Genomic DNA, 18,955 nt, shown 5'->3' with positions numbered 1-18,955 from the left:
TGTGAAAGGTCTACGCCTCATCCGGCACTGGCTCGTATCCCTCGCCCACGAACACCGAGAGCACTTGTGGAAGCGTTTCGATGGTCAAGTGGTCGGTTTCGAGCATTTCGCCGTCCAAGCTGAAGTGTGTGGTTCCGTCGAGAACGGAGATGGTGAGCGACTTGCTTTTCAGCCGATGCAGGTGGGCGGTTTCACTCCCCAAAAACCGAGATACTGCCGCCTCGCCCATCAGCTCCATCGTCGGTCGTTCTTCTGCAATCGTCACGTCGAGCAGGCCGTCTTCGACGTTTGCTTGCGTGCCACCGCTTGCGGGGAAGCGCCGGGCGTTGCCGATGAGGGCGACGACGGCCTTGCCCGACCACGACTCGGTGATGGCGTTGTCGGTTTCGATGGCGAGGCGCATCCCCTCGTAGTCGTTCATCGTCCGGAACGTCGTGAAGACGTACGCGAGGATGCCGTATTTCGATTTGAGCTCGGGCGTGGTCTCTGCGCTCGCCTCGGCGGTCAGCCCCGCGACACAGGAGTTGACGAACGGACGGCCGTTTGCGAGCGCGAGATCGATGTGGCGCACCTCGCCTGCGTCCACGAGGTCGAAGGCGGTTTCGATATTCGGAATGCCGAGTTGGCTGGCAAAGTTGTTGCCCGTGCCAGCGGGAATCACGGCGAGCGTCGTGGTGTCGAGGCAGTCGGCTTCGTAGAGGCCGGTGACGACCTCGTTTATTGTGCCGTCGCCACCACACGCGGCGACAATGTCGGCGTCAGGACCGAACTCGCGAGCGAACTCGACCGTATCGCCTTCCTGTTCGGTTTCGTGGAGGGTGAAGCCGTGTTCGTCGGCCAGTTCGCGCACCTGTGGCGCGTGGTCGCCGCTCCCGCTGTTTGGGTTGCAGATGAGAACACGGGACATTGCCACTATTCAGACGCCAGAAGACAAAAGGGCTGTTGGCCCCCATCGATAGCTGTGTACGCCATCGACCTTCACTCGCACACACGATTCTTCCACGGCTATCGAACGCTCGGGGACGCGTTTGACCCCCTCGGGGTTCGCCTGCTCACGAAGGCCGCAGAGCTGCGCGGGTTGGACGCGGTGGCGACGACCAACCACGACTACTACACCCCTTTCGACGGGTCGGTGGACATCCTCCCGGGCATCGAAGTTTCGTCGTCGAAGGGGCACATTCTCGTCGTCGGACCGAACCCCCCAACCGAGACGACGCCGGGCGAACTCACGCCCGAAGAAGTGGTCGATATCGCTCATTCTCGCGGCTGTGCGGCCATCATCGCCCACCCGTATCGAAACAGTACTGTCCGCGACGTGAAAGCCGACTTCGACGCCATCGAGATAAACGGCAAGCACCCGCGCACGCACGAGTGGGTGCGGCGACTCGCGCGCAAGCGTGACCTCCCGCTGGTCGGTGGCTCAGACGCACACTACCCGGTCGAAGTCGGGCGCGCCTACACGACGGTCGATGTCGAGACTCCGACGCCAGAAAATATCGTTGCGGCAATCCGCGACGGCCGGGTCGAACCGCACGTCTCCATCAACTTCATCAACCGCCTCGCTCACCGCGGCTACAAATTTACGCACGGCCACAAAGGCTGGATGACGCCGCCGGACGCCGCGACGCCGGGGATTGGCGACCCACCGGGCGACTCTCCGAGTGAGTCAGATTAACCAAGACGCTCGTCCAGAATCAGCCGCGTTTTCGTCCGCACGACCTCGTCCATCTCGCGTGCCTGCGTGATGAGTTCGTTTACCCCCTGCGTGTCTGCGGCGTCCACGATGAGGACGATGTCCTCTTCGCCCGATACCTGCCAGACGAAGTCCACTTCCTCCCATTCGGCCATCTTGTCCGTCACCGTGCGCGTGTCCACGTCCACGGCGACGCGCACCTCTATCATCGCCTTGATGTTGCCCGTGCGGGTGGTGACGGTGAACCGTTCGATGACGCCGTCTTCGGTCATCCGATCGACGCGATTTCTGACGGTACCCTCAGACGTACCAACGGTTGACGCAATCTCGGTGTACGGCGTTCGGGCGTCGCGGCGCAGAATACTCAGAATCTCTCGGTCAAGCGCGTCCATGGAGATTAGCACCTACACTGTGGCAACACTTGACGATTACGAAATTCGTAGCGATTCTACGAAAGCAACACTTATGGTGGGGGCTTTCATACGTATCTCGTAATGTCGGACGCCTACGTGGCACTGGAGGGCGGTCGCGTCGTTGAGGCGCGGTCGCGTGCTCCGGGTCAAGCCCGCGGGGAACTGGTCTTTACAACAGCGTACACTGGTTATGAGGAGAGTCTCACTGACCCCTCGTACGAGGAACAAATCCTCACTTTCTCATACCCACTCATCGGTAACTATGGCGTCCGAGCGGAACGATTCGAGTCCGACCGAGTCCACCCTCGTGCTGTCGTTGCTCGTGAGCTCACCGACGACGTCGCAGACTGGCTCACCCACGAGGGCGTTCCAGCCGTCGATAACATCGACACGCGCGACCTCGTCATCACCATCCGCGAAGGCGGGGCCATCAAGTGTGGCATCTCCGCTGGACCGGACGCCTCCCCCGAGAAAGCACTCGAAGCACTCGGCGAGTGCAAGGGGATGAGCGAGCACACGAACATCGGCGCACAGGTAAGCGTGACAGAACCAAAGGTCGTGAACGCAGACGGCGACGGCCCGTCGGTCGCACTCGTTGACTGTGGCGCGAAAGGCAGCATCATCGACTCGCTCGCAGAGCGCGACGCCGTCGTCCACGTCTTGCCCCACGACGCGACGCCGGAAGACGTGACGGCCGTCGACGCTGACATCCTGTTCATCTCGAACGGACCGGGTGACCCCGCGAACTTCACCGACGCACAGGCACTCGTCAGCGAGTTCGTCGGTGACCTGCCAATCGCTGGCATCTGCCTCGGCCAACAGGTCGTTGCGGGCGCACTCGGCGGCACGACCGAGAAGATGGCCTTCGGGCATCGCGGCGTGAACCAGCCCGTCCTCGACCTTGAGACGAAGCAGGTCGTCATGACGACGCAGAACCACGGCTACACGGTCGCAGACCCCGGCGACAAACTCGACGTGACCCAGATTAACGTCAACGACGACACGCCGGAGGGGCTCGAAAACGAGGAACTCGACATCCTCACCCGTCAGTACCACCCTGAAGCCCACCCCGGCCCACTCGACACGCTCGGGTTCTTCGACGACGTGCTCGCGATGGCGAAGTCAACACGCCGTCTCGTCACCTGCGACTAATCCACCCCTTCTTTCGGTATTTTCACCCGCTGAGTGCTGACGCCCGTGAAAACGTGGTTTTACGAGTTTCGAAGACACTATTTAGTCGTGACTGGTTCCCCCGGTATGGACCGCGCTCCGTCCACCATCGCGTGGGCTGTCCTCGTGATGAGCCGTCCCATCCACCTCCTACTCGTGGCGGTGGTGTACGTCCTCGGTGCAGGGATTGCGTTCGCTCACGGCGCAGTCTTCGATCGGCTCTCGCTCGCGGCTGGTCTCGCTGCGCTCGTTCCCGTCGCCGTGAGTATTCACTACGCGAACGAGTACGCAGACCACGAGACGGACGCGCTGACGACGCGTACCCGATTTTCTGGCGGCAGTGGCGCACTCCCCGAGACGGAGCTGTCTCCGAGTGTTGCGCTGTACGCCGCCTGCGCCTCGCTGGCCGTCGGCGCGGTCGCGGCTGGCTATTTCTACGTGCGCGGCTGGCTCCCGCTGCACGCCGTCGCAATCCTCGCGCTCGGCGCGCTGCTCGGCTGGTCGTACTCGCTCCCACCACTCGCGCTCGCGTGGCGCGGCCTCGGTGAACTCGAACACGCGCTCCTCGGCGGCATTCTCTTGCCCCAGTACGGCGTCGCGGTGGCCTCTGGAACCTACAGCCGTGCGGCCGCGCTCGCCACCGCACCGCTCTGTCTGCTCGTGTTCGTCAACCTGCTCGCGCTGATGTGGCCAGACCGCGAAGCGGACGCCGAAGTCGGCAAACACACCCTCGCCACGCGGCTCTCTGCGACGTGGCTCCGTCGCCTGTATCTCGTCTTCGTCCTCGCCACGTTCGGTTCGCTCGCGGCGCTCACGGGGTCTGTGCTTCCGCGTCCGGTGGCGCTTGCGAGCTACGCCATCGTGCCGCTGCTCGCGTGGGGTGCGAGCACGTACACCAAAACAGAAAGTCCGTTACCGACCGTGCTAGCGATGGGCGTCCTCGCGGTCGCCCAGAGCGCCGCGTGGTTCCACGTCGCCGGGTTCTACCTGATTTACTGAGGCGTGCCCCAGTTGCGCACCTGCTTTGGCCGCTTCTCGACGGTTTCTACGTCGAGTGGGTCGTCGCGGGCCGCGAGCGCTTCGAGCGCGGCGTTCGCGCTCTCTGCGGTCGAGAAGTACGGGATGTCCTCTTCGACGGCCATCTGGAGCGCTTTCACATCGCGGGAGACGATGAGGTCGACCTCGCCGTTGCGTATCGCGGCGGCCACGTCATCGAACTCGACCACGTCGTAGAACGCGTCGAAGCCGTCTACGTCGAGGTCGACGACCACGTTCCCACCTTCCGGAAGCGACTGGCCAGCGGCGGCCTGTGCCTTCTCGTAGGCTTTGGCAAACGAGCGCGCAGAGCCCATCACTTCGCCCGTCGATTTCATCTCGGGGCCGAGGCGTGGGTCGCTGCCTTCGAGGCGGTCGAACGGCAGGACGACTTCTTTGACGCTCACGTGTTCTGGGACCTGCTCCTGTACGTCTAATTCTGCGAGCGTCGCGCCGCCCATCACCTTCGCGGCGAGTTTCGCAATCGGGACGCCCGTCGCCTTTGAGACGAACGGGACGGTGCGCGACGAGCGCGGGTTGGCTTCGAGGACGTACACTTCGCCATCCTTGACCGCCAATTGGACGTTGAGCAGGCCCACGGTTTCGAGTGCACGGGCGATGTCAACCGTCACCTCACGGACGCGGGCGAGCAACTCATCGTCTAACGAGCGCGGCGGAATCATACACGCCGAGTCGCCGGAGTGAACCCCCGCCGTCTCGATGTGCTCCATGATGCCGCCGATGAGCACGTCCTCGCCGTCGGCCACGGCGTCCACGTCGAGTTCGACCGCGCCGTCTAAGAACTGGTCTACGAGAATCGGCTGGTCTGGACTCACGCGAACCGCCTCTTCGATGTAGGTCTTCAGCTCCTCGTCGTCGTCGACGATTTCCATCGCACGGCCACCGAGCACGTAGCTCGGGCGCACGAGGACGGGGTAACCGAGGTCGCTTGCGAGGGCGAGCGCTTCCTCCTCAGAGCGTGCCGTGCCGCCTTCTGGCTGGGCGATGCCGAGGTCGTCCATCAGCGCGTTGAAGCGGTCGCGGTTCTCGGCTAAGTCCATCGCGTCGATGGAAGTGCCGAGGACCTGACAGTCGAGGCCGCGGCGTTCGAGTTCTGCTTCGAGTGGGTGGCCGACGTTCACGGAGGTCTGGCCCCCGAACTGCACCATCACGCCGTCGGCGTTGGTGCGTTCGACGATATCCGCGATTTCCTCTGCGGTGATCGGCTCGAAGAAGAGGCCATCGGAGGTGTCGTAGTCCGTGCTCACCGTCTCCGGGTTGTTGTTCACGACGTGGGCTTCGATGCCCATCTCGCGCAGCGCGCGGACGGCGTGGACCGCACAGTAGTCGAACTCGACGCCCTGGCCGATACGGATGGGGCCGCCGCCGACCACGACGACGCTTTCGACATCTTCGTTGACTTTCACCTCGTTGTGGCGCATCTCGCTTACCGGGTCGCGCGCCGAGTAGTAGTACGGCGTACTCGCGGCGAATTCACCGGCACAGGTGTCCACCTGCTTGTAGGTGCGCTCTGGGGCGACCGATTCGACTTCACCGACGCCGACGCCGGCGATGGCCGCGACTTGGGCGTTCGTGTAGCCTGTCTGTGCGGCTTCTGCGAAGTTGCCGTTCTGGGCGGCGACCGTCGCGTCTGCAATGCGCTCGAAGCGCTCTGCGTACCACTCGCGGATGCCCGTGAGCTCGCAGATTTGGTCGACGGTGTAGCCGCGATTGAACGCCTCGAACAACGCGAACGGGCGGTCTGGCGTCGGCGTTTTGAGGTAGTCGGTTTCGAGCGTCTCGTCGTCTACCTCGTCCCAGTCGGCGCTTGGCTCGTACTCCGTCGAACGAAGCGCTTTGAGGAAACTCTCCTCGAAGGTGCGCCCAATGGCCATCGCCTCGCCGGTCGATTTCATGGCCGTGCTGAGGGTGAAATCAACTTCGGGGAACTTGTCCTTTGGCCACCGTGGAATCTTGCTCACGACGTAGTCGATGGCTGGCTCGAACGCCGCCGTCGTCTCGCCGGTAATCTCGTTTTCGATCTCGTGGAGGCGCTTGCCGAGGGCTACTTTCGCAGTCACGCGGGCAATCGGATAGCCCGTCGCCTTCGAGGCGAGCGCAGAGGAGCGAGACACGCGCGGGTTCACTTCGACGACACGGTACTCGCCGCCGGGTGTCCCGTCGTCGTGCCACGCGAACTGGATGTTACAGCCGCCTTGAATCCCGAGTTCGCGGATGACGTCGAGCGCGGCGGTGCGCATCTCCTGGTGGCCCTCGTCGGGGATGACCTGACTCGGGGTGACGACGATGGACTCGCCGGTGTGGATGCCCATCGGGTCGATGTTCTCCATGTTGCAGATGATGATACACGAGTCGTCCGCGTCGCGCATCACCTCGTATTCGAGTTCGATCCAGCCCGCGATGGATTCGGTGATGAGCACCTCGCCGTTGCGCGAGAGACGAAGCCCCTTGCGCGTGCGCTCTCTGAGTTCGTCCATCTCACCGACGACGCCCGACCCACTCCCGCCGAGGGTGTAGGTCGTCCGCATGATGACGGGGAGCCCGCCAACGGCGTCGACGGCGTCTTCGAGTTGGTCCATGTCGTCGATGGTCTGCGAGCGCGGCACGGGTTGGCCGATATTCTCCATGCGCTGGCGGAACAGGTCGCGGTCTTCGGTGGCGTAGATGGTGTCGAGGGGCGTTCCCATAATCTCGACATCGTACTTCTCTAAGACGCCTTCCTCTGCGAGTTCCGCGGTCACGTTCAGGCCGGTTTGGCCGCCTAGCCCAGCGATGACGCCGTCGGGGCGCTCTTTTTCGATGATTTCGGTGAGCGCCTCGGTGTTGATTGGCTCGATGTAGACGGCGTCTGCCATCTCCGGGTCGGTCATGATGGTCGCCGGGTTGGAGTTTACCAGAACAACTCGGGCCCCCTCTTCTCTGAGTGCACGGCACGCCTGCGCGCCGGAGTAGTCAAACTCCGCGGCCTGCCCAATCTGAATTGGCCCACTCCCGATCAAAAGAATCGTCCGGTCGTCTCCGTCGGTCATTGGTTATTCGGCTCAAGTCCGTACATCGTAATAAGTCCGGCGATAAATTACGAATAGCGAAGCCAAATTTCGAAATTCGAATAATGCGGTGCGTGGGGCTGTCACTCGGTGTGGCTGGCAAATTCTCCTCTCGTGTCAGGCAACTTCCGGGATTCGGTACCGGTAGGGTTGGCCCTCGATGACCTCTATATCCCCTCCGTGTGCGCGACGGCCGAGCACCGTCGCCACGCGGTGGGCACTCTCGAACTCCTCCCCGTGCTCCGAAAGAATCGAACAAATCTCTTTTGCCGTCAATGCCCCCTCTGGCTCGACTTCGGCCAACACTGCCCGAATCCGCTCGAAGTCACCCCCCTGCTGTCGCATAGGTCAGTGTACGTGTTCTTCCTACAAAGGTACTAGTCAAAGCGGTAAGCAACCTGATGAAAACTGGCCGCTCAAACCGGCTGGTCGGACGCCGAGTGGAAATCGCGCTGGCTGCGATACTCTTCTACGAACGCTGCCACATCGAACGACAGCATCTGTTCTTCGAACTCGCTCATCGCGGAGTCGTCTTCTGCGTGGCTCACGGCGTGTTCCATGAGTTCGACAATCAGCTCGACGACGATTTCGTGGAGTCTGCGGTCGTCGAAGTCGCTCACCCAGAGCATCGAACAGCCAACCTGCCCGTCGTTCGAGACGTCCTTGCTCACGACTTTCTCGGGGAACTCTTCTTTGACGATGCCCATCATGTGGAGGGTGCCAAAGTCGGCCCCGGAGGTGGTGTCGATGGTCTCTTGGAGGATGGTTTCGAGGAACTCGGGGACGAACCGCCCAAGTGGGTGGACGTCCATCACGAGCGCGTGAACTTCGCCACAGTCACAGCGAAACTCGCGCATCCCCATGTCGAGGCTGCGAACATCGACAGACTCCCCACAGGGGAGCGTGAGGCTGGCGTCCCGGCTTCCGGGCACGCGCGGTTCTGACATACGCGCTCTTTTGGGTCTCTGCCGTAAAAACGCCGCGGGTACGACCCGTCCACCCCAAACGCTAAGCAACCGTTGTGCGTGCGTCTGGGTATGTCAGGCGTTCGTGATGCCGTGGCGTCCGCCGTCTACCGAACCTCGCTGTTCTTGGACGACCACTGGGCGTTCAAATTCTACGTCGTCCCGATTCTTCTGATGGCTTCAGTGCTGTTTGCCCTCGCAATGGGTGCGTCCCGCCTCACCACGAGCCAGAGCGTCGAACTTCTCGCTGCGTTTCTCTTTGTCTGCCTCTCCGTTGCAGCAAGCGGCGTCCTGCTAGAGAAGGGGATTCGGTGGGTTCGAGAGCGATAACGCAGTCGGCCAACGAAAAGTCTCGTCTCAGGGCCAGTCGTCGCGGACTGGTTCTTCTGTTTCGTCGTCGGGTTGGTCTTTTGCGAGTGGCCAGTCTGCGGCGGCTGCGGCGTCTTCGACGTGGAGGAACTCCCACCCGAGTTTCTCTGCGAGCGCCTTGTCCTCGTCGTCGGTTCCGACGAGGACGTGACGCGCGGTGTCGAACTGCCGTTTGACGTTCTCCAAACTCTCTTCTTTGCCGCGCGGGCCGGAGAAGAAGTCCTGACGGATGCGGTTTTTGCGCGTGAAATTCGTCACGACGTACGTTGGTTTTTCGGAGACGACGCCCACGTATTTGCTCCACGTTCGGGCGTCCGCGAACGCCTCCGAGGGTTTTGCGAGCTCTTTCAAGGCCTCGAGCTCGAATGCGAGGGTCATCTCGCCGTCGGTACTCATATCCAACCTTCAGGTAGAGCGCGAGAAAACGGCTTCGGTCTTTTACTGTTCGGTCGGCGTCGCGAGCTTCTCCGGCTCGAACATCTTCTCTAAGAGGATGTCCTTCTGGTCAGAAACGACCGTCTGCTCGCGGATGAGCTTCTTGTACTTGCCCTGTGGCGAGAGGTCGCCAATCAGGACGCCACCGACGATTTTGCCGTCTTTGAACGCGATTCGCCGCCACTCGGTGTCAGAGTACTTCCGTTCGGCTTCGTCGTCGCCAAGCGTTGGGTGGCCAAAGGAGAGGAACGGGAAGTCAAAGTGCGTAATCGAGTACGAGGAGACCCAGCGGAACTCTTCTAAGTCCGCTTCTGCTGGCTCGCCGTTCGCCTCTTTGACCATGTTCTTGCCCGCGACCATGCCCTGCTGTTTCGCGCTGCCCCACGCCCCGTTCTGGGCGTACTCCTCTAGGATAACATCGTAAAAGCGGGTGATGTCACCGGCGGCGTACACGTCCGGGTCGTCGGTGCGCATGTACTGGTCGACGACGATGCCGTCGTCCAGTTCGAGGCCGGTTTCGACGAGCAGTTCGGTGTTGAAGTCGAGGCCGATGGCGATGCCCACGAAGTCGCTCTCGTAGCGCTCGCCGTTCGGGTCGACGGTGGCGACGACCTTGCCGTTCTCGTCGGTTTCGAAGTGGTCAACGCCGGACTGGAAAACGGGCGTCACGCCGCGTTCGTCGAGTGCTTTGTGGATGATGTCTGCACCATCTTCTGAGAGGGCGTAACGCCACCAGGCGTTGCCGCGCATGAGGTAGTTCGCCTCGACGCCCTGGGCGGCGCAGATGGCCGCGAGGTCGATACCGAGCAGTCCCGCGCCGATGACTGCGCCGGTTTCGGCCTGCTCTGCGTGGTCACGGATGTTGCGGGCATCCTGGAAGGTCCAGAAATGATGGATACCCTCAGCGTCGGAGTTCTCGACGGGCAGTTGGGTTGGCGTCCCGCCCGTGGCGAGGAGGAGTTTGCCGTACTCGATGGTCTCGCCCTCGTGGGTCACGATCTCCTTTGCGTCGCGGTCGACGCTCGTGACGAGCGTGTTGAGCTTGAGCGTGATATCTCGCTCGTCGTACCAGCTCTCGTCGTGAATCGAGATTGGTGCCTCAGGGAGTTTTCCTTTGGCAAACTCTTTTGTCAGAATGCGGTTATACAGCGCCTCACCCTCATCAGTGACGACGATGACTTCCGCATCCGGTTGCTCCTGCCGGATTGTTTCGGCTGCGGAACTACCCGCAATCCCGTCGCCGATGATGACGTACGCCTCGGTCATGGCAGGAAGGTTCGTTTCGGGGGTTAATGTGAATTGCTATCTTCATGACTGTGCAAATTTCGCCGTGGGCAAGGCTGACACAGGCGAGCAGTTTTTACCGACCAGTCCTAAGGCCCCGCCAATGAAACTCCGTCAGAACGTCCGCCACTTCGCTGCGAAACAGGCGCTGACCATGCCAGTCGTTGGGGACGTCGTCTCGGGCAAACTCGTAGACCTCCATACGGGTATCTTCCTCAATAAGGCTCCCGAGGGCCAGCGCGAAGAGCGTCGGGCGCACCTTGATGCCTTCTTCGACGCGACGATGGACTCCTACGTCGCCGGACTCGAAGCCGGGCTCCCAGAGGCAGAGGCCCGTGAACTCACGCATATCCAAGCCAACTTCGACTTCTTCAACCACGGTTGGACCGAGATGATGGAGATTCCCGGCGACGAACTCGAAGCCCACTACCGCCGCTACGAGAACTTTTTCAAAACCTACGACATCACCATCGACGACCCGCTTGGCGCGTTTACGCCCGCAGACGGCATTCCCGACGCGCCGAAAACGCTCGAAAAGCGCGAAACTGCCGAGTACGAAAACGCCATCGCTGGCTTCGCAGACGACGTGTACGTAGAAGACGGCGACGGAGACCTCAGAAAAGGGGGCGATGTTGCGGAGCCAGAAAACGTTGATGTGAGCGACGCGCCCGGACTGCGCGGAAACGACAATTAACTGTCAACATCTCTCAGGTTCGGTCCTGCTCGGCAATGCGTTTGAGCGCGCGAGCGATTTCTTCGAACGCGCGAAGAAAGCGCACCGAAAGATAGACGAAAACTCCGATGGCGACGAACGCAAAGCCGAGTAACAACTCCTGGATAATCACGATGCTATAGAGGAGAACGCCCACGCTCATGAGGGCGAAGATGGCGGGTAGTGTCTTATTGCGTGCCACACCGTCGAATACTCGACACATCAATATAAACGTGAGTCACGGTAACACACCAGTCAGTTTTGGTGAATCGCGTCCGCGCACTCGAATCCGGCGACGATGCCGCCGTTGAGCGAGCGCTCTGGATACTGCGCTTTCGACGCCATCCCGGCGTAGTAGATGCCATCCGCAACTTCGTCGCCGAGGTCGTAGGGGACGACCATGTCGAGATAGCCGCGTTCGTAGACCGGCGCAGTCCGTGGGTTGCGCGCGGTCTTGATCCAGTTGACCGACTCGCGGTCGAAGTCGGGGAATAGGTCCTCTAAGCCAGAGAGCCAAATCTCCTCGACCTCGTCGTCGCTCGCCTGCCAGAGGCGCTCGCTTGGCTCTTGGATGTACATCGGCGCATACAGGATGTGCTCGCCGCCGTAGCGTTCGGGCGGGATGTAGTTCGTGTGCTCGATGAGTGCCCCGAACGGCGCGTCGTCCGCGATGTTGAGCCAGTAGGTGTCGGTGAGTTTCTCGTCCATCGAAATGACCGAACACACCGTCCCTTGGAAGTCGATGTCGCAGGTGTAGCCGGTGAGGTCCTCTAAGACGTTCGGCATCGACGCGACGATGACCGAATCGACATCGTGTTCTTCGCTTCCTTCTTCGGTTTCGACCGTGATCGAGCGCACTTCATCGTCGAACGCGACTTCGGTCACGCGCGCGCCGGTCGTGATGTTCTCACGGCCAACTTCGTCTACGAGCGCGTCGAGCAGTTGTCCGAAGCCGCCCATGAGGTAGCCAAGCGGTTCGCCGCGCAGCAGGTCGCGCTCGCCGCGGAACTTGATGCGCCCGAGGAGCCACGCCGCCGACACGTCCTCCTTTTTGCTCCCGAACTTGGCGTCGAGCAACGGCTCGAAGAAGTTCTCGTAGACGCCGCGGGTGGTGTGCTCGATGAGGAACTCCTTGATGGGCACGTCCTCGAAGTCTTCGAGATTCTCGTAGGTGTCGAACTTCGGGACGCCCCCGCGCACGTCGATTTCCATGGTGAGCATCGTGAGGCGGAACTTGTCGTAGACGCTCATGTGCGGGTAGGCCGCAATCTCCCACGGCTTGTCGAGCGGGTGGATAACGCCATCGACGTAGTAGGCGTTTTTGCCAATCGGCCATTCGAGGTTGTCATCGAGGCCCAACTCGGAGATGAGGTCGATGATGGTCTGTTCTGAGGCCGAAAGGTGGTGGTAAAACTTCTCGATGCGGTCGCCGCGCGTCTCGTAGACAGCCGCGAGACCGCCCACGTCATCGCTCGCTTCGAAGACGTGGACATCGTGACCGTGGTTCTGCAGGCGATACGCCGCTGCGAGTCCGGCGATACCGCCGCCGACGACCCCTATCATGCTCGGAGCTATTTGACCGGCGCAGATGTACGTTTTGGCTTCCTGTCAGGCGAAACGACGCTCCGCTAATTATAAACAGGCCCTCACACAACCCTGTGCCATGCTTACCGTGCGAGCGCCTGCGACGAGTGCGAATCTGGGGAGTGGCTTCGACGTGTTTGGGGTGGCGCTCGAACGGCCCGCTGACATCGTCCGCGTCGAGAAGGCAGACCGGACGACCATCGAAGTGACGGGTGCCGGGGCGCAGTACATCCCCGAAGACCCGGACAAGAACACGGTCGGGGCCGTCGCGCGCGCCCTCGACGCACCCGCCCACATCCACATCGACAAGGGGATTCGACCCGCCTCCGGCCTCGGGTCGTCGGCCGCGAGCGCCGCCGCCGCCGCGGTTGGCCTCAACGAACTGTACGACCGTGGCCTCTCGCGCAAAGAACTCGTCCCGATTGCCGCGAAAGGCGAGGCCGTCGTCTCCGGCGACGCCCACGACGACAACGTCGCTCCCTCGATCTTGGGCGGGTTCACCATCGCCACCCCCGACGGCATCACCCAAATCGACGCCACCATCCCGCTCGTCGCCTGCCTGCCCGACATCGTGGTCTCGACGCGTGACGCCCGCCGCGTCGTTCCGGAGCAAACGTCGGTTTCACAGCTCATCGACACCGTTGGCAAGGCCGCGACCCTCACCGCGGGGATGGCCCGAAACGACCCGGAACTGGTGGGTCGGGGCATGCACGACACCGTCGTCACGCCTGCCCGTGCCGAACTCATCACGGGCTACGACACCGTCCGCGAGAACGCCCTCGACGCGGGCGCGACCGGCGTCACTGTGAGCGGTGCTGGCCCGACGGTCATCGCCGCCTGCTACGAACGCGACCAGCGCGAGATTGCGAACGCGATGATAGAAGGTTTCGCCCGCGAGGGCGTCGAAGCCCGCGCCTTCCAGACGAAGATGGGGCGCGGTGCGACGATTTTCCGCTGAACTTTTGGCTTCGCAGCCGTCGCTCTCATCGCCACTGACCGCACACCACGAAAGAAAAAAGGTGGGAGGTTAGACGCCGCGACCCTGCAGTTTCTTCTCTTCGGGGAGGTCGACGTTCGCCTCGCCTTTCATGCCCTTGCCGATGTTCGACGAGATTTCTGCGAGCTTTTCTGGGTTGTCCCAGTTGTTGACCGCTTCGACGATTGCCTCGCCCATCACGGCGGGGTTCTCTGCGCCGAAGATACCGGAGCCGACGAAGATGCCGTCACAGCCGTGGTGCATCATGAGCGCCGCGTCTGCGGGCGTTGCGATGCCGCCTGCGGCGAAATTGACGACCGGAAGCCGTCCCATCTCTGCGGTCTCGTGGACGAGTTCTGCGGGCGCGCTGATTTCGCGGGCGTACGCCTCGCGCTCTTCGAAGGTCATCCCTTCGAGTTCGCGGATTGCCCCGCGGATGGCGCGCTGGTGCTTGACGGCCTGGTTCACGTCGCCCGTGCCGGCTTCACCTTTCGTTCGAATCATGGCCGCGCCCTCGTTGATGCGCCGGAGCGCCTCGCCGAGGTCGCGTGCGCCACAGACGAACGGCGAGGTGAACTCGCGCTTGTCGATGTGGTAGGCGTCGTCTGCGGGCGTCAGCACCTCGGACTCGTCGATCATGTCCACGCCGATGGCTTCGAGAATCTGTGCCTCGGTCGTGTGGCCGATACGGGCTTTGCCCATCACCGGAATCGACACTTCGTCGATGATTTCGTTGACGAGCGCCGGGTCTGCCATCCGCGAGACGCCGCCGCGTTTGCGGATGTCCGCGGGGACGGCTTCGAGCGACATGACGGCGACCGCACCGGCGTCTTCTGCGATACGGGCCTGTTCTGCGTTGACGACGTCCATGATGACGCCGCCTTTCTGCATCTTTGCGAACCCACGCTTCACCAGTTCGGTGCCGCGCTTTAGTTCCTCAAGATTGGTCTCCTCAGGCATACGCGACTCTAGCGGTTGGGAGGGTTAATGCGTACCGATTGTGTCACCCCAACGCACGAGGCGGGCAGTGGTGTCGTCCGGCCATCTTTTATTCCCACGAGAGCGGGCAGAACGATTTTCGCGCTCGGGGTGAATGAGGGGGTATGAGTAAACCGTGTCCCGACTGCGACGGCACGCTCCAGTCCGTCGAGTACGACACCGACGTGAACGGCGACATGATTCGCCTCCGCGAAGGCAGCGGTGTGTTGGGAAAATTCGGCTACAAAGGCGCGACGAACGTCAACGCCTACGTCTGCACTGAGTGTCGGCGCGTTCTCTTTTACGCCGACTAATCTCGCCTATCAGTAGCGTTTTTGCCCCACCCGTCCCATTCTGCGGATGACGATTAGTGGGTTTGTAGCTTCATTGTAAGTTCTGCTTCTGCATTCACGACAATTTCAATATCCAAATTCTCTTTTCCGACACTAATTTTGCGACTTGTGGTGTCTGACTCACCATCGACGGTGACTTCGAAATCGCTCGATTCGTACTGGAACAATTCCTTGTTCACGGCGCTATCTGCTGCTACGGAGAATTCTCTGTCAACTCTCGTCTTCTGCTCGTCACCGTGGTCAATCTCTGCAATTTTCACGTTTATCGTAGTAGATTCGCTACTCTCGTTCGATATCACCAGAAACGCAGAGTAATTCGTTGAAGTAAACTCAGCGTCTAAACAGCCGGCTGAAAGGAGTAAAACCCCACAACCCACGTGTTTCACACACCTCCTGCGAGAGACCATCTATTTTCACTAACTCAACAGACACAAAATAATTATCTCATCAAATTTCCAGTATTGACGGATGTATTCGCCCAATCATCCCATCAGTAGCGTTTTTGCCCCACCCGTCCCTTTCTGTGCCCAATGTCCTCAGAAACCGGGCGCGGACTGCTTTCTCGCCTCTTCTCTAAACCGGTTCCAGAACCCGACGACCTGCCGTGGTACGTTGCGCCCCTCCCGAAATGGCTCGAAGACTTCGGCCTGCGCATCGCGTGGCTCATCGTCCTCATCAACCTCGCGGGGACGGCCTTTGGCTTCTATTACTACCTGTTCCAATTCTCCCTCGAACCGGTCGTGATGTGGCCGCTCGTGCCCGACAGCCCCGTCGCTACCCTGTTCATCGCCCTCGCACTCGGAGCATGGCTGCTTGGTAGACAGAACGACTACCTCTCGGCACTGGCCTTCTTCGGCTGTTTGAAACTCGGCGCGTGGACGCCGTTCGTCCTCGGGACGTTCATGACCGAGTTCGGCTACCTCCACTGGGCGATGTACAACTTCCTGTTCTGGAGCCACCTCGCTATGGTCGTGGAAGGCTTTCTCCTCCATCGCATCACCAACTTCCCGGTGAAGGCCGTCGCCGTCGCCGCCGGGTGGTATCTGCTCAACGACATCGTGGACTACTTCATCCCGATTGTGGGCAACGCCCACCACACCTTGCTCCCACCAGCGGTCGAGCCAATCGTCAACGGCGTGGTGCAACACGCGAGTCCGGGCCACGAAATCGCCGCCGCAGGTGCGGTGACACTCACCGTGCTCGCAACGTTTCTCGCGCTCGCAACCCGCGTGAAAAAACTCGAAGCCTAACACTCGACGCCTAGTCACCGTTTGCGTGGGCGCGCACCCACAGCGTCCCGATTCTGGATAGCTTCGTCCGGTAGGATTTCCCCTCCTCTTCTTGCTCGATGTAGCCCTTCCCGCCCGGCCCGAGGCGGTCTACTGTGTAGATCACCCGCGAGCGGAAGCTATCGGAATACTCCTCGCCCAAATCGCGGGCGAGCGCCTGGGCCAACTCGCTCACACTCTCGAACTCGCCGTCTTCACCGAGTTTGAACAGAATCACCTCTTCGAACGGTTTGACGCTCGAAAACGATGCCACCGGCAACTCCACGATGTGGCTGCCCTCGACGGATTTCGCGCCGATGGTCGTCCCGCGCTCGTCGAACTCGGAGAGGAGCGATTCTGCTTCGTCTAACCACGCCGAGACGCGGTCGTTTTCTGCGTCGTGCAGTTCGGTGACGAGGTCAGTACCCCGGCGCAACACCTCGGCCAGCTCGGTTTCGAGATACTTCTCGGGGGCGGTGTAGTAGGTGTGAATTCGCTCGCGGTCTTCTTGGCGTTCGACCATCACCGAGTGGGCGGCCATCGCAAAGGCGAAACTCACGGTGCGGGGCATCGCAGAGAGGTTCACCCACACTTCGTTGCCAGCATCGAGTTCCTCGTTCACGAGGTCGTAGGCCTGCTCGAAGGCCGTATCATAATCGTACACGTCCGCGATGACGAGGCGTTCGGTCTCCGCGCCGAGGAGGTTCGAAAAATCGCGCTCCAACTTCTTTGCGAGGCGCTTACTGTAGGCGACGTTCGCCTCGCTGCCCACCGCGCCCTCTAGGAGAATCACCCGGTCAACGGTGTGCTGGTCGCGCACGAGCGGCGCGATGAGTCGGTCGTAGTCGAAGCCGACGGGAACGACGTGCGTTTGGTTATAACTAGTCTCAGCGCGCGCCATCAGTCGGCGCGAACCTCCTCGAAGTAGACCGACCGCTTTTCTGTCGGAGCGGAGGTGGTGATGAGCGACACGCCAACGGTGAGGACGAGTCCGAGCGCCATGCCGTACAGTGACGTGTCCCACGTCATGATGGTTGCGGGTACTTGCGGGATGAACACGCTTGCGAGGTAGAACGCTTGCGAGCCAATGATGCCCGCGAGCATGCCCCACTTCGTCGTCCGCGCCCAGTAGAGCGCGACCATGACGGGGAGGGCGAGCTGGGCGAACCCACCGAAGGCGGTCTCACCGATTTCGATGAGCGTCCCGGGCGTGTAGATGCTCGCTACGAACGAGAGCGTGGCAAACACGGCGACGCCGACACGGGCAATCGTGTCCTCGCGCTTCCCCGCCGCGCTCACGAGCGGGCGGTAGATGTCGCGGGTGAGGTACGACGACCCCGACAGGAGCATCGAATCAGAGGAACTCATCATCGCGGCCATCGCCCCGGCGACGACGAGCGCGGCGAACCACGCGGGCGTGGTGTCACGGAGCAGCACCGAGAGGACGTTGCCACCCTCTGGCACGTTCAGGTTCAGGCCCACCGCCCACGCGCCGAGCATGAACGCCGGGACGAACAGCAAGACGACGAGAACCGGCCAGAGGACGAACGTTTGTTTGAGCACAGTCTTCGAGCGGGCGACGAAAAAGCGCTGGTTCACCTGCGGGAACATGGTGACGCCGAAGGCGATGCTGATTGCGGTGCCGATGATGAACTGGGGCGTGTAGAGGCCGCCGCCGAGCGAGAGGAACTCGGGGTTCGCCGCGCCCATCCCGGCGGTTGCAGCGCTCGGGCCACCGAGGGCGGCGAGAATCCAGAGCACCGCGGCCCAGATCATGAGGAGCATGAACGCGCCCTGCATGGTGTCGGTCCACGCCACCCCGCGCATCCCGGAGGCGACGACGTAGGCGATCATGAACAGCGTGATGCCGCCCGCGCCAACCCAGTAGGGCACCGCGCCGTCGGTGAGCGCGACGAGCGCCGTCCCCGCGCCTTTCTGCTGGAGCATGACGTAGGGGAACAGCCAGAAGATGCTGATGGCGGCCACGAATACCCGGAGCGCCTTCGAGCCAAAGCGGTCGCCGAGCATCTCACCGAGGGTGACGTAGCCGTGGGCTTTGCCGACGGCCCACTGCTTGTAGCCGATGACGTACCAGAGAATCCCGAACAGGACGCCGTCCATGAGGCCCATCACGAGAATCCATTCGGGACCGGCGGCGTAGGCGAGGTTCGGGCCGCCGAAGAAGGTGAACGCCGAAAGGAGGGTTGCGAACGTCGTGAACAGCAAGACGACGGTGCCAAAGGTGCGACTGGCGAGGTAGTAGTCCTCCGCGGTTTTGTCGGTCAGCCGGTAGGCGACGAGGCCGATGGCGAGCGTGAGTAGCAGGTAGCCGCCGATGATACCGAGTTGGAGGCCGGTCTCAGCCATGGGTCACCCCCTCTACGCCGATGCCCCACGCGCGATGGGCGAAAACGTAGAACACGCCGGCGGTCACGCCCATCCAGCCAATGTGCCACCAAATCCACAACGGGAGGCCGAAGGCGACCCGCGAATCGCCCCAGAGGAACCATGGAACCGAAAGCGCGACGAGGGCGAGGGCGACCACTGTCCACAGAATGTACGTCAAACTATTGCCGTTCATTACCGACTAATATCTTTCACTAGTATCTAAACGTTGCTAATTCTGACCAAAGGTCTATTTTGAAGAAAAAT

General features: G+C 61.6%; 22 protein-coding genes. 8 read left to right on the top strand and 14 right to left on the bottom strand.

Annotated features, from left to right (window positions below; all coding sequences use genetic code 11):
* Nucleotides 1-10: 10 nt before the first annotated feature.
* Entirely contained in the window at nucleotides 11-907 is an 897-nt protein-coding gene (locus tag V5N12_RS14575) for a diacylglycerol/lipid kinase family protein (RefSeq protein WP_332899900.1), read from the bottom strand.
* A 54-nt stretch (nucleotides 908-961) separates the two neighbouring features.
* Between V5N12_RS14575 and V5N12_RS14570 the strand changes: the two genes are divergently transcribed.
* Nucleotides 962-1,675 carry a CehA/McbA family metallohydrolase gene (locus V5N12_RS14570; protein WP_332899899.1) on the top strand — a complete coding sequence of 238 codons (714 nt, stop codon included), beginning with the start codon at nucleotides 962-964 and terminating at the stop codon, nucleotides 1,673-1,675.
* Here the strand turns inward: V5N12_RS14570 and V5N12_RS14565 are convergent.
* Nucleotides 1,672-2,085 carry an Lrp/AsnC family transcriptional regulator gene (locus V5N12_RS14565; RefSeq protein WP_332899898.1) on the bottom strand — a complete coding sequence of 138 codons (414 nt, stop codon included), beginning with the start codon at nucleotides 2,083-2,085 and terminating at the stop codon, nucleotides 1,672-1,674. The two genes, V5N12_RS14570 and V5N12_RS14565, sit on opposite strands and share 4 nt — an antisense overlap.
* Before the next feature lie 102 nt (nucleotides 2,086-2,187).
* On the opposite strand from V5N12_RS14565, the gene carA reads away from it, so the two are divergent.
* Nucleotides 2,188-3,258: a glutamine-hydrolyzing carbamoyl-phosphate synthase small subunit gene (gene carA / locus V5N12_RS14560; RefSeq protein WP_332899897.1), complete on the top strand. Its 1,071-nt coding sequence runs from the start codon at nucleotides 2,188-2,190 to the stop codon at nucleotides 3,256-3,258.
* 105 nt (nucleotides 3,259-3,363) lie between these two features.
* A complete protein-coding gene (locus tag V5N12_RS14555; protein ID WP_332899896.1) occupies nucleotides 3,364-4,275 on the top strand; it encodes a prenyltransferase in 912 nt (303 codons plus the stop codon).
* On the opposite strand, the gene carB is transcribed toward V5N12_RS14555, so the two are convergent.
* The 3 genes from carB to V5N12_RS14540 all read right to left on the bottom strand — a co-directional run bounded on the left by carB (nucleotide 4,269) and on the right by V5N12_RS14540 (nucleotide 8,326).
* The gene (gene carB, locus V5N12_RS14550; RefSeq protein ID WP_332899895.1) at nucleotides 4,269-7,361 is read right to left on the bottom strand and encodes a carbamoyl-phosphate synthase large subunit; all 3,093 of its coding nucleotides are present in this window, start codon (nucleotides 7,359-7,361) and stop codon (nucleotides 4,269-4,271) included. The genes V5N12_RS14555 and carB overlap by 7 nt on opposite strands.
* 135 nt (nucleotides 7,362-7,496) lie before the next feature.
* Nucleotides 7,497-7,724, bottom strand: coding sequence for a hypothetical protein (locus V5N12_RS14545; protein WP_332899894.1), 228 nt, complete (start codon nucleotides 7,722-7,724; stop codon nucleotides 7,497-7,499).
* A 71-nt stretch (nucleotides 7,725-7,795) separates the two neighbouring features.
* On the bottom strand, nucleotides 7,796-8,326 hold the full coding sequence (locus V5N12_RS14540) for a DUF5815 family protein (RefSeq protein ID WP_332899893.1): 531 nt from the start codon (nucleotides 8,324-8,326) through the stop codon (nucleotides 7,796-7,798).
* Between the two features lie 90 nt (nucleotides 8,327-8,416).
* Between V5N12_RS14540 and V5N12_RS14535 the strand changes: the two genes are divergently transcribed.
* Nucleotides 8,417-8,674, top strand: a complete 258-nt coding sequence (locus V5N12_RS14535; protein ID WP_332899892.1) for a hypothetical protein — start codon at nucleotides 8,417-8,419, stop codon at nucleotides 8,672-8,674.
* A gap of 27 nt (nucleotides 8,675-8,701) precedes the next feature.
* Here the strand turns inward: V5N12_RS14535 and V5N12_RS14530 are convergent, their stop codons facing one another.
* Both V5N12_RS14530 and V5N12_RS14525 read right to left on the bottom strand, forming a co-directional pair.
* Complete coding sequence (locus V5N12_RS14530; protein WP_442904984.1) at nucleotides 8,702-9,091, bottom strand: DUF7124 domain-containing protein; 390 nt, start codon at nucleotides 9,089-9,091, stop codon at nucleotides 8,702-8,704.
* Nucleotides 9,092-9,151: 60 nt separating this feature from the next.
* On the bottom strand, nucleotides 9,152-10,414 hold the full coding sequence (locus tag V5N12_RS14525; protein WP_332899890.1) for an NAD(P)/FAD-dependent oxidoreductase: 1,263 nt from the start codon (nucleotides 10,412-10,414) through the stop codon (nucleotides 9,152-9,154).
* Between the two features lie 121 nt (nucleotides 10,415-10,535).
* On the opposite strand from V5N12_RS14525, the gene V5N12_RS14520 reads away from it, so the two are divergent.
* Nucleotides 10,536-11,126, top strand: coding sequence for a DUF6149 family protein (locus V5N12_RS14520; RefSeq protein WP_332899889.1), 591 nt, complete (start codon nucleotides 10,536-10,538; stop codon nucleotides 11,124-11,126).
* A 13-nt stretch (nucleotides 11,127-11,139) separates the two neighbouring features.
* Here V5N12_RS14520 and V5N12_RS14515 read toward each other — a convergent pair whose 3' ends face one another.
* Nucleotides 11,140-11,346, bottom strand: coding sequence for a hypothetical protein (locus V5N12_RS14515; protein WP_332899888.1), 207 nt, complete (start codon nucleotides 11,344-11,346; stop codon nucleotides 11,140-11,142).
* A gap of 53 nt (nucleotides 11,347-11,399) precedes the next feature.
* The gene (locus tag V5N12_RS14510) at nucleotides 11,400-12,707 is read right to left on the bottom strand and encodes an NAD(P)/FAD-dependent oxidoreductase (RefSeq protein ID WP_332899887.1); all 1,308 of its coding nucleotides are present in this window, start codon (nucleotides 12,705-12,707) and stop codon (nucleotides 11,400-11,402) included.
* A 100-nt stretch (nucleotides 12,708-12,807) separates the two neighbouring features.
* On the opposite strand from V5N12_RS14510, the gene V5N12_RS14505 reads away from it, so the two are divergent.
* Nucleotides 12,808-13,686 carry a homoserine kinase gene (locus V5N12_RS14505; RefSeq protein WP_332899886.1) on the top strand — a complete coding sequence of 293 codons (879 nt, stop codon included), beginning with the start codon at nucleotides 12,808-12,810 and terminating at the stop codon, nucleotides 13,684-13,686.
* 69 nt (nucleotides 13,687-13,755) lie between these two features.
* On the opposite strand, the gene pdxS is transcribed toward V5N12_RS14505, so the two are convergent.
* Nucleotides 13,756-14,664 carry a pyridoxal 5'-phosphate synthase lyase subunit PdxS gene (gene pdxS, locus V5N12_RS14500; protein WP_332899885.1) on the bottom strand — a complete coding sequence of 303 codons (909 nt, stop codon included), beginning with the start codon at nucleotides 14,662-14,664 and terminating at the stop codon, nucleotides 13,756-13,758.
* Nucleotides 14,665-14,807: 143 nt separating this feature from the next.
* Between pdxS and V5N12_RS14495 the strand changes: the two genes are divergently transcribed.
* Nucleotides 14,808-14,996: a hypothetical protein gene (locus V5N12_RS14495; protein WP_332899884.1), complete on the top strand. Its 189-nt coding sequence runs from the start codon at nucleotides 14,808-14,810 to the stop codon at nucleotides 14,994-14,996.
* Nucleotides 14,997-15,049: 53 nt separating this feature from the next.
* Here the strand turns inward: V5N12_RS14495 and V5N12_RS14490 are convergent, their stop codons facing one another.
* Nucleotides 15,050-15,442, bottom strand: a complete 393-nt coding sequence (locus V5N12_RS14490) for a hypothetical protein (protein WP_332899883.1) — start codon at nucleotides 15,440-15,442, stop codon at nucleotides 15,050-15,052.
* Nucleotides 15,443-15,565: 123 nt separating this feature from the next.
* On the opposite strand from V5N12_RS14490, the gene V5N12_RS14485 reads away from it, so the two are divergent.
* Nucleotides 15,566-16,285, top strand: a complete 720-nt coding sequence (locus tag V5N12_RS14485) for a DUF1405 domain-containing protein (RefSeq protein WP_332899882.1) — start codon at nucleotides 15,566-15,568, stop codon at nucleotides 16,283-16,285.
* 10 nt (nucleotides 16,286-16,295) lie between these two features.
* On the opposite strand, the gene V5N12_RS14480 is transcribed toward V5N12_RS14485, so the two are convergent.
* The 3 genes from V5N12_RS14480 to V5N12_RS14470 are packed head-to-tail and all read right to left on the bottom strand — an operon-like array spanning nucleotide 16,296 to nucleotide 18,884.
* The gene (locus V5N12_RS14480) at nucleotides 16,296-17,204 is read right to left on the bottom strand and encodes an HFX_2341 family transcriptional regulator (RefSeq protein WP_332899881.1); all 909 of its coding nucleotides are present in this window, start codon (nucleotides 17,202-17,204) and stop codon (nucleotides 16,296-16,298) included.
* Nucleotides 17,204-18,670 carry a sodium:solute symporter family protein gene (locus V5N12_RS14475; RefSeq protein WP_332899880.1) on the bottom strand — a complete coding sequence of 489 codons (1,467 nt, stop codon included), beginning with the start codon at nucleotides 18,668-18,670 and terminating at the stop codon, nucleotides 17,204-17,206. The genes V5N12_RS14480 and V5N12_RS14475 overlap by 1 nt, the downstream gene beginning before the upstream one ends.
* Nucleotides 18,663-18,884 (bottom strand): DUF3311 domain-containing protein, encoded by a 222-nt coding sequence (locus V5N12_RS14470; protein WP_332899879.1) that lies wholly within the window; start codon nucleotides 18,882-18,884, stop codon nucleotides 18,663-18,665. The genes V5N12_RS14475 and V5N12_RS14470 overlap by 8 nt, the downstream gene beginning before the upstream one ends.
* Nucleotides 18,885-18,955 lie beyond the last annotated feature (71 nt).

Source organism: Haladaptatus sp. CMSO5, from assembly GCF_036689885.1.
In the GTDB taxonomy this organism is placed as follows: Archaea; Halobacteriota; Halobacteria; order Halobacteriales; family Halococcaceae; genus QDMS2.
The sequence above is the reverse complement of the archived record's forward strand: the minus strand, read 5'-3'. Positions and strand labels throughout refer to the sequence as shown.

Excerpts from the sequence above, each read along its gene's own strand:
- V5N12_RS14575 (WP_332899900.1), bottom strand. The coding sequence starts at position 907 with ATGTCCCGTGTTCTCATCTGCAACCCAAACAGCGGGAGCGGCGACCAC.
- V5N12_RS14565 (WP_332899898.1), bottom strand. The coding sequence starts at position 2,085 with ATGGACGCGCTTGACCGAGAGATTCTGAGTATTCTGCGCCGCGACGCC.
- carA (WP_332899897.1), top strand. The coding sequence starts at position 2,188 with ATGTCGGACGCCTACGTGGCACTGGAGGGCGGTCGCGTCGTTGAGGCG.
- V5N12_RS14555 (WP_332899896.1), top strand. The coding sequence starts at position 3,364 with ATGGACCGCGCTCCGTCCACCATCGCGTGGGCTGTCCTCGTGATGAGC.
- carB (WP_332899895.1), bottom strand. The coding sequence starts at position 7,361 with ATGACCGACGGAGACGACCGGACGATTCTTTTGATCGGGAGTGGGCCA.
- V5N12_RS14545 (WP_332899894.1), bottom strand. The coding sequence starts at position 7,724 with ATGCGACAGCAGGGGGGTGACTTCGAGCGGATTCGGGCAGTGTTGGCC.
- V5N12_RS14540 (WP_332899893.1), bottom strand. The coding sequence starts at position 8,326 with ATGTCAGAACCGCGCGTGCCCGGAAGCCGGGACGCCAGCCTCACGCTC.
- V5N12_RS14535 (WP_332899892.1), top strand. The coding sequence starts at position 8,417 with ATGTCAGGCGTTCGTGATGCCGTGGCGTCCGCCGTCTACCGAACCTCG.
- V5N12_RS14530 (WP_442904984.1), bottom strand. The coding sequence starts at position 9,091 with ATGACCCTCGCATTCGAGCTCGAGGCCTTGAAAGAGCTCGCAAAACCC.
- V5N12_RS14525 (WP_332899890.1), bottom strand. The coding sequence starts at position 10,414 with ATGACCGAGGCGTACGTCATCATCGGCGACGGGATTGCGGGTAGTTCC.
- V5N12_RS14520 (WP_332899889.1), top strand. The coding sequence starts at position 10,536 with ATGAAACTCCGTCAGAACGTCCGCCACTTCGCTGCGAAACAGGCGCTG.
- V5N12_RS14510 (WP_332899887.1), bottom strand. The coding sequence starts at position 12,707 with ATGATAGGGGTCGTCGGCGGCGGTATCGCCGGACTCGCAGCGGCGTAT.
- V5N12_RS14505 (WP_332899886.1), top strand. The coding sequence starts at position 12,808 with ATGCTTACCGTGCGAGCGCCTGCGACGAGTGCGAATCTGGGGAGTGGC.
- pdxS (WP_332899885.1), bottom strand. The coding sequence starts at position 14,664 with ATGCCTGAGGAGACCAATCTTGAGGAACTAAAGCGCGGCACCGAACTG.
- V5N12_RS14495 (WP_332899884.1), top strand. The coding sequence starts at position 14,808 with ATGAGTAAACCGTGTCCCGACTGCGACGGCACGCTCCAGTCCGTCGAG.
- V5N12_RS14490 (WP_332899883.1), bottom strand. The coding sequence starts at position 15,442 with ATGGTCTCTCGCAGGAGGTGTGTGAAACACGTGGGTTGTGGGGTTTTA.
- V5N12_RS14485 (WP_332899882.1), top strand. The coding sequence starts at position 15,566 with ATGTCCTCAGAAACCGGGCGCGGACTGCTTTCTCGCCTCTTCTCTAAA.
- V5N12_RS14480 (WP_332899881.1), bottom strand. The coding sequence starts at position 17,204 with ATGGCGCGCGCTGAGACTAGTTATAACCAAACGCACGTCGTTCCCGTC.
- V5N12_RS14475 (WP_332899880.1), bottom strand. The coding sequence starts at position 18,670 with ATGGCTGAGACCGGCCTCCAACTCGGTATCATCGGCGGCTACCTGCTA.
- V5N12_RS14470 (WP_332899879.1), bottom strand. The coding sequence starts at position 18,884 with ATGAACGGCAATAGTTTGACGTACATTCTGTGGACAGTGGTCGCCCTC.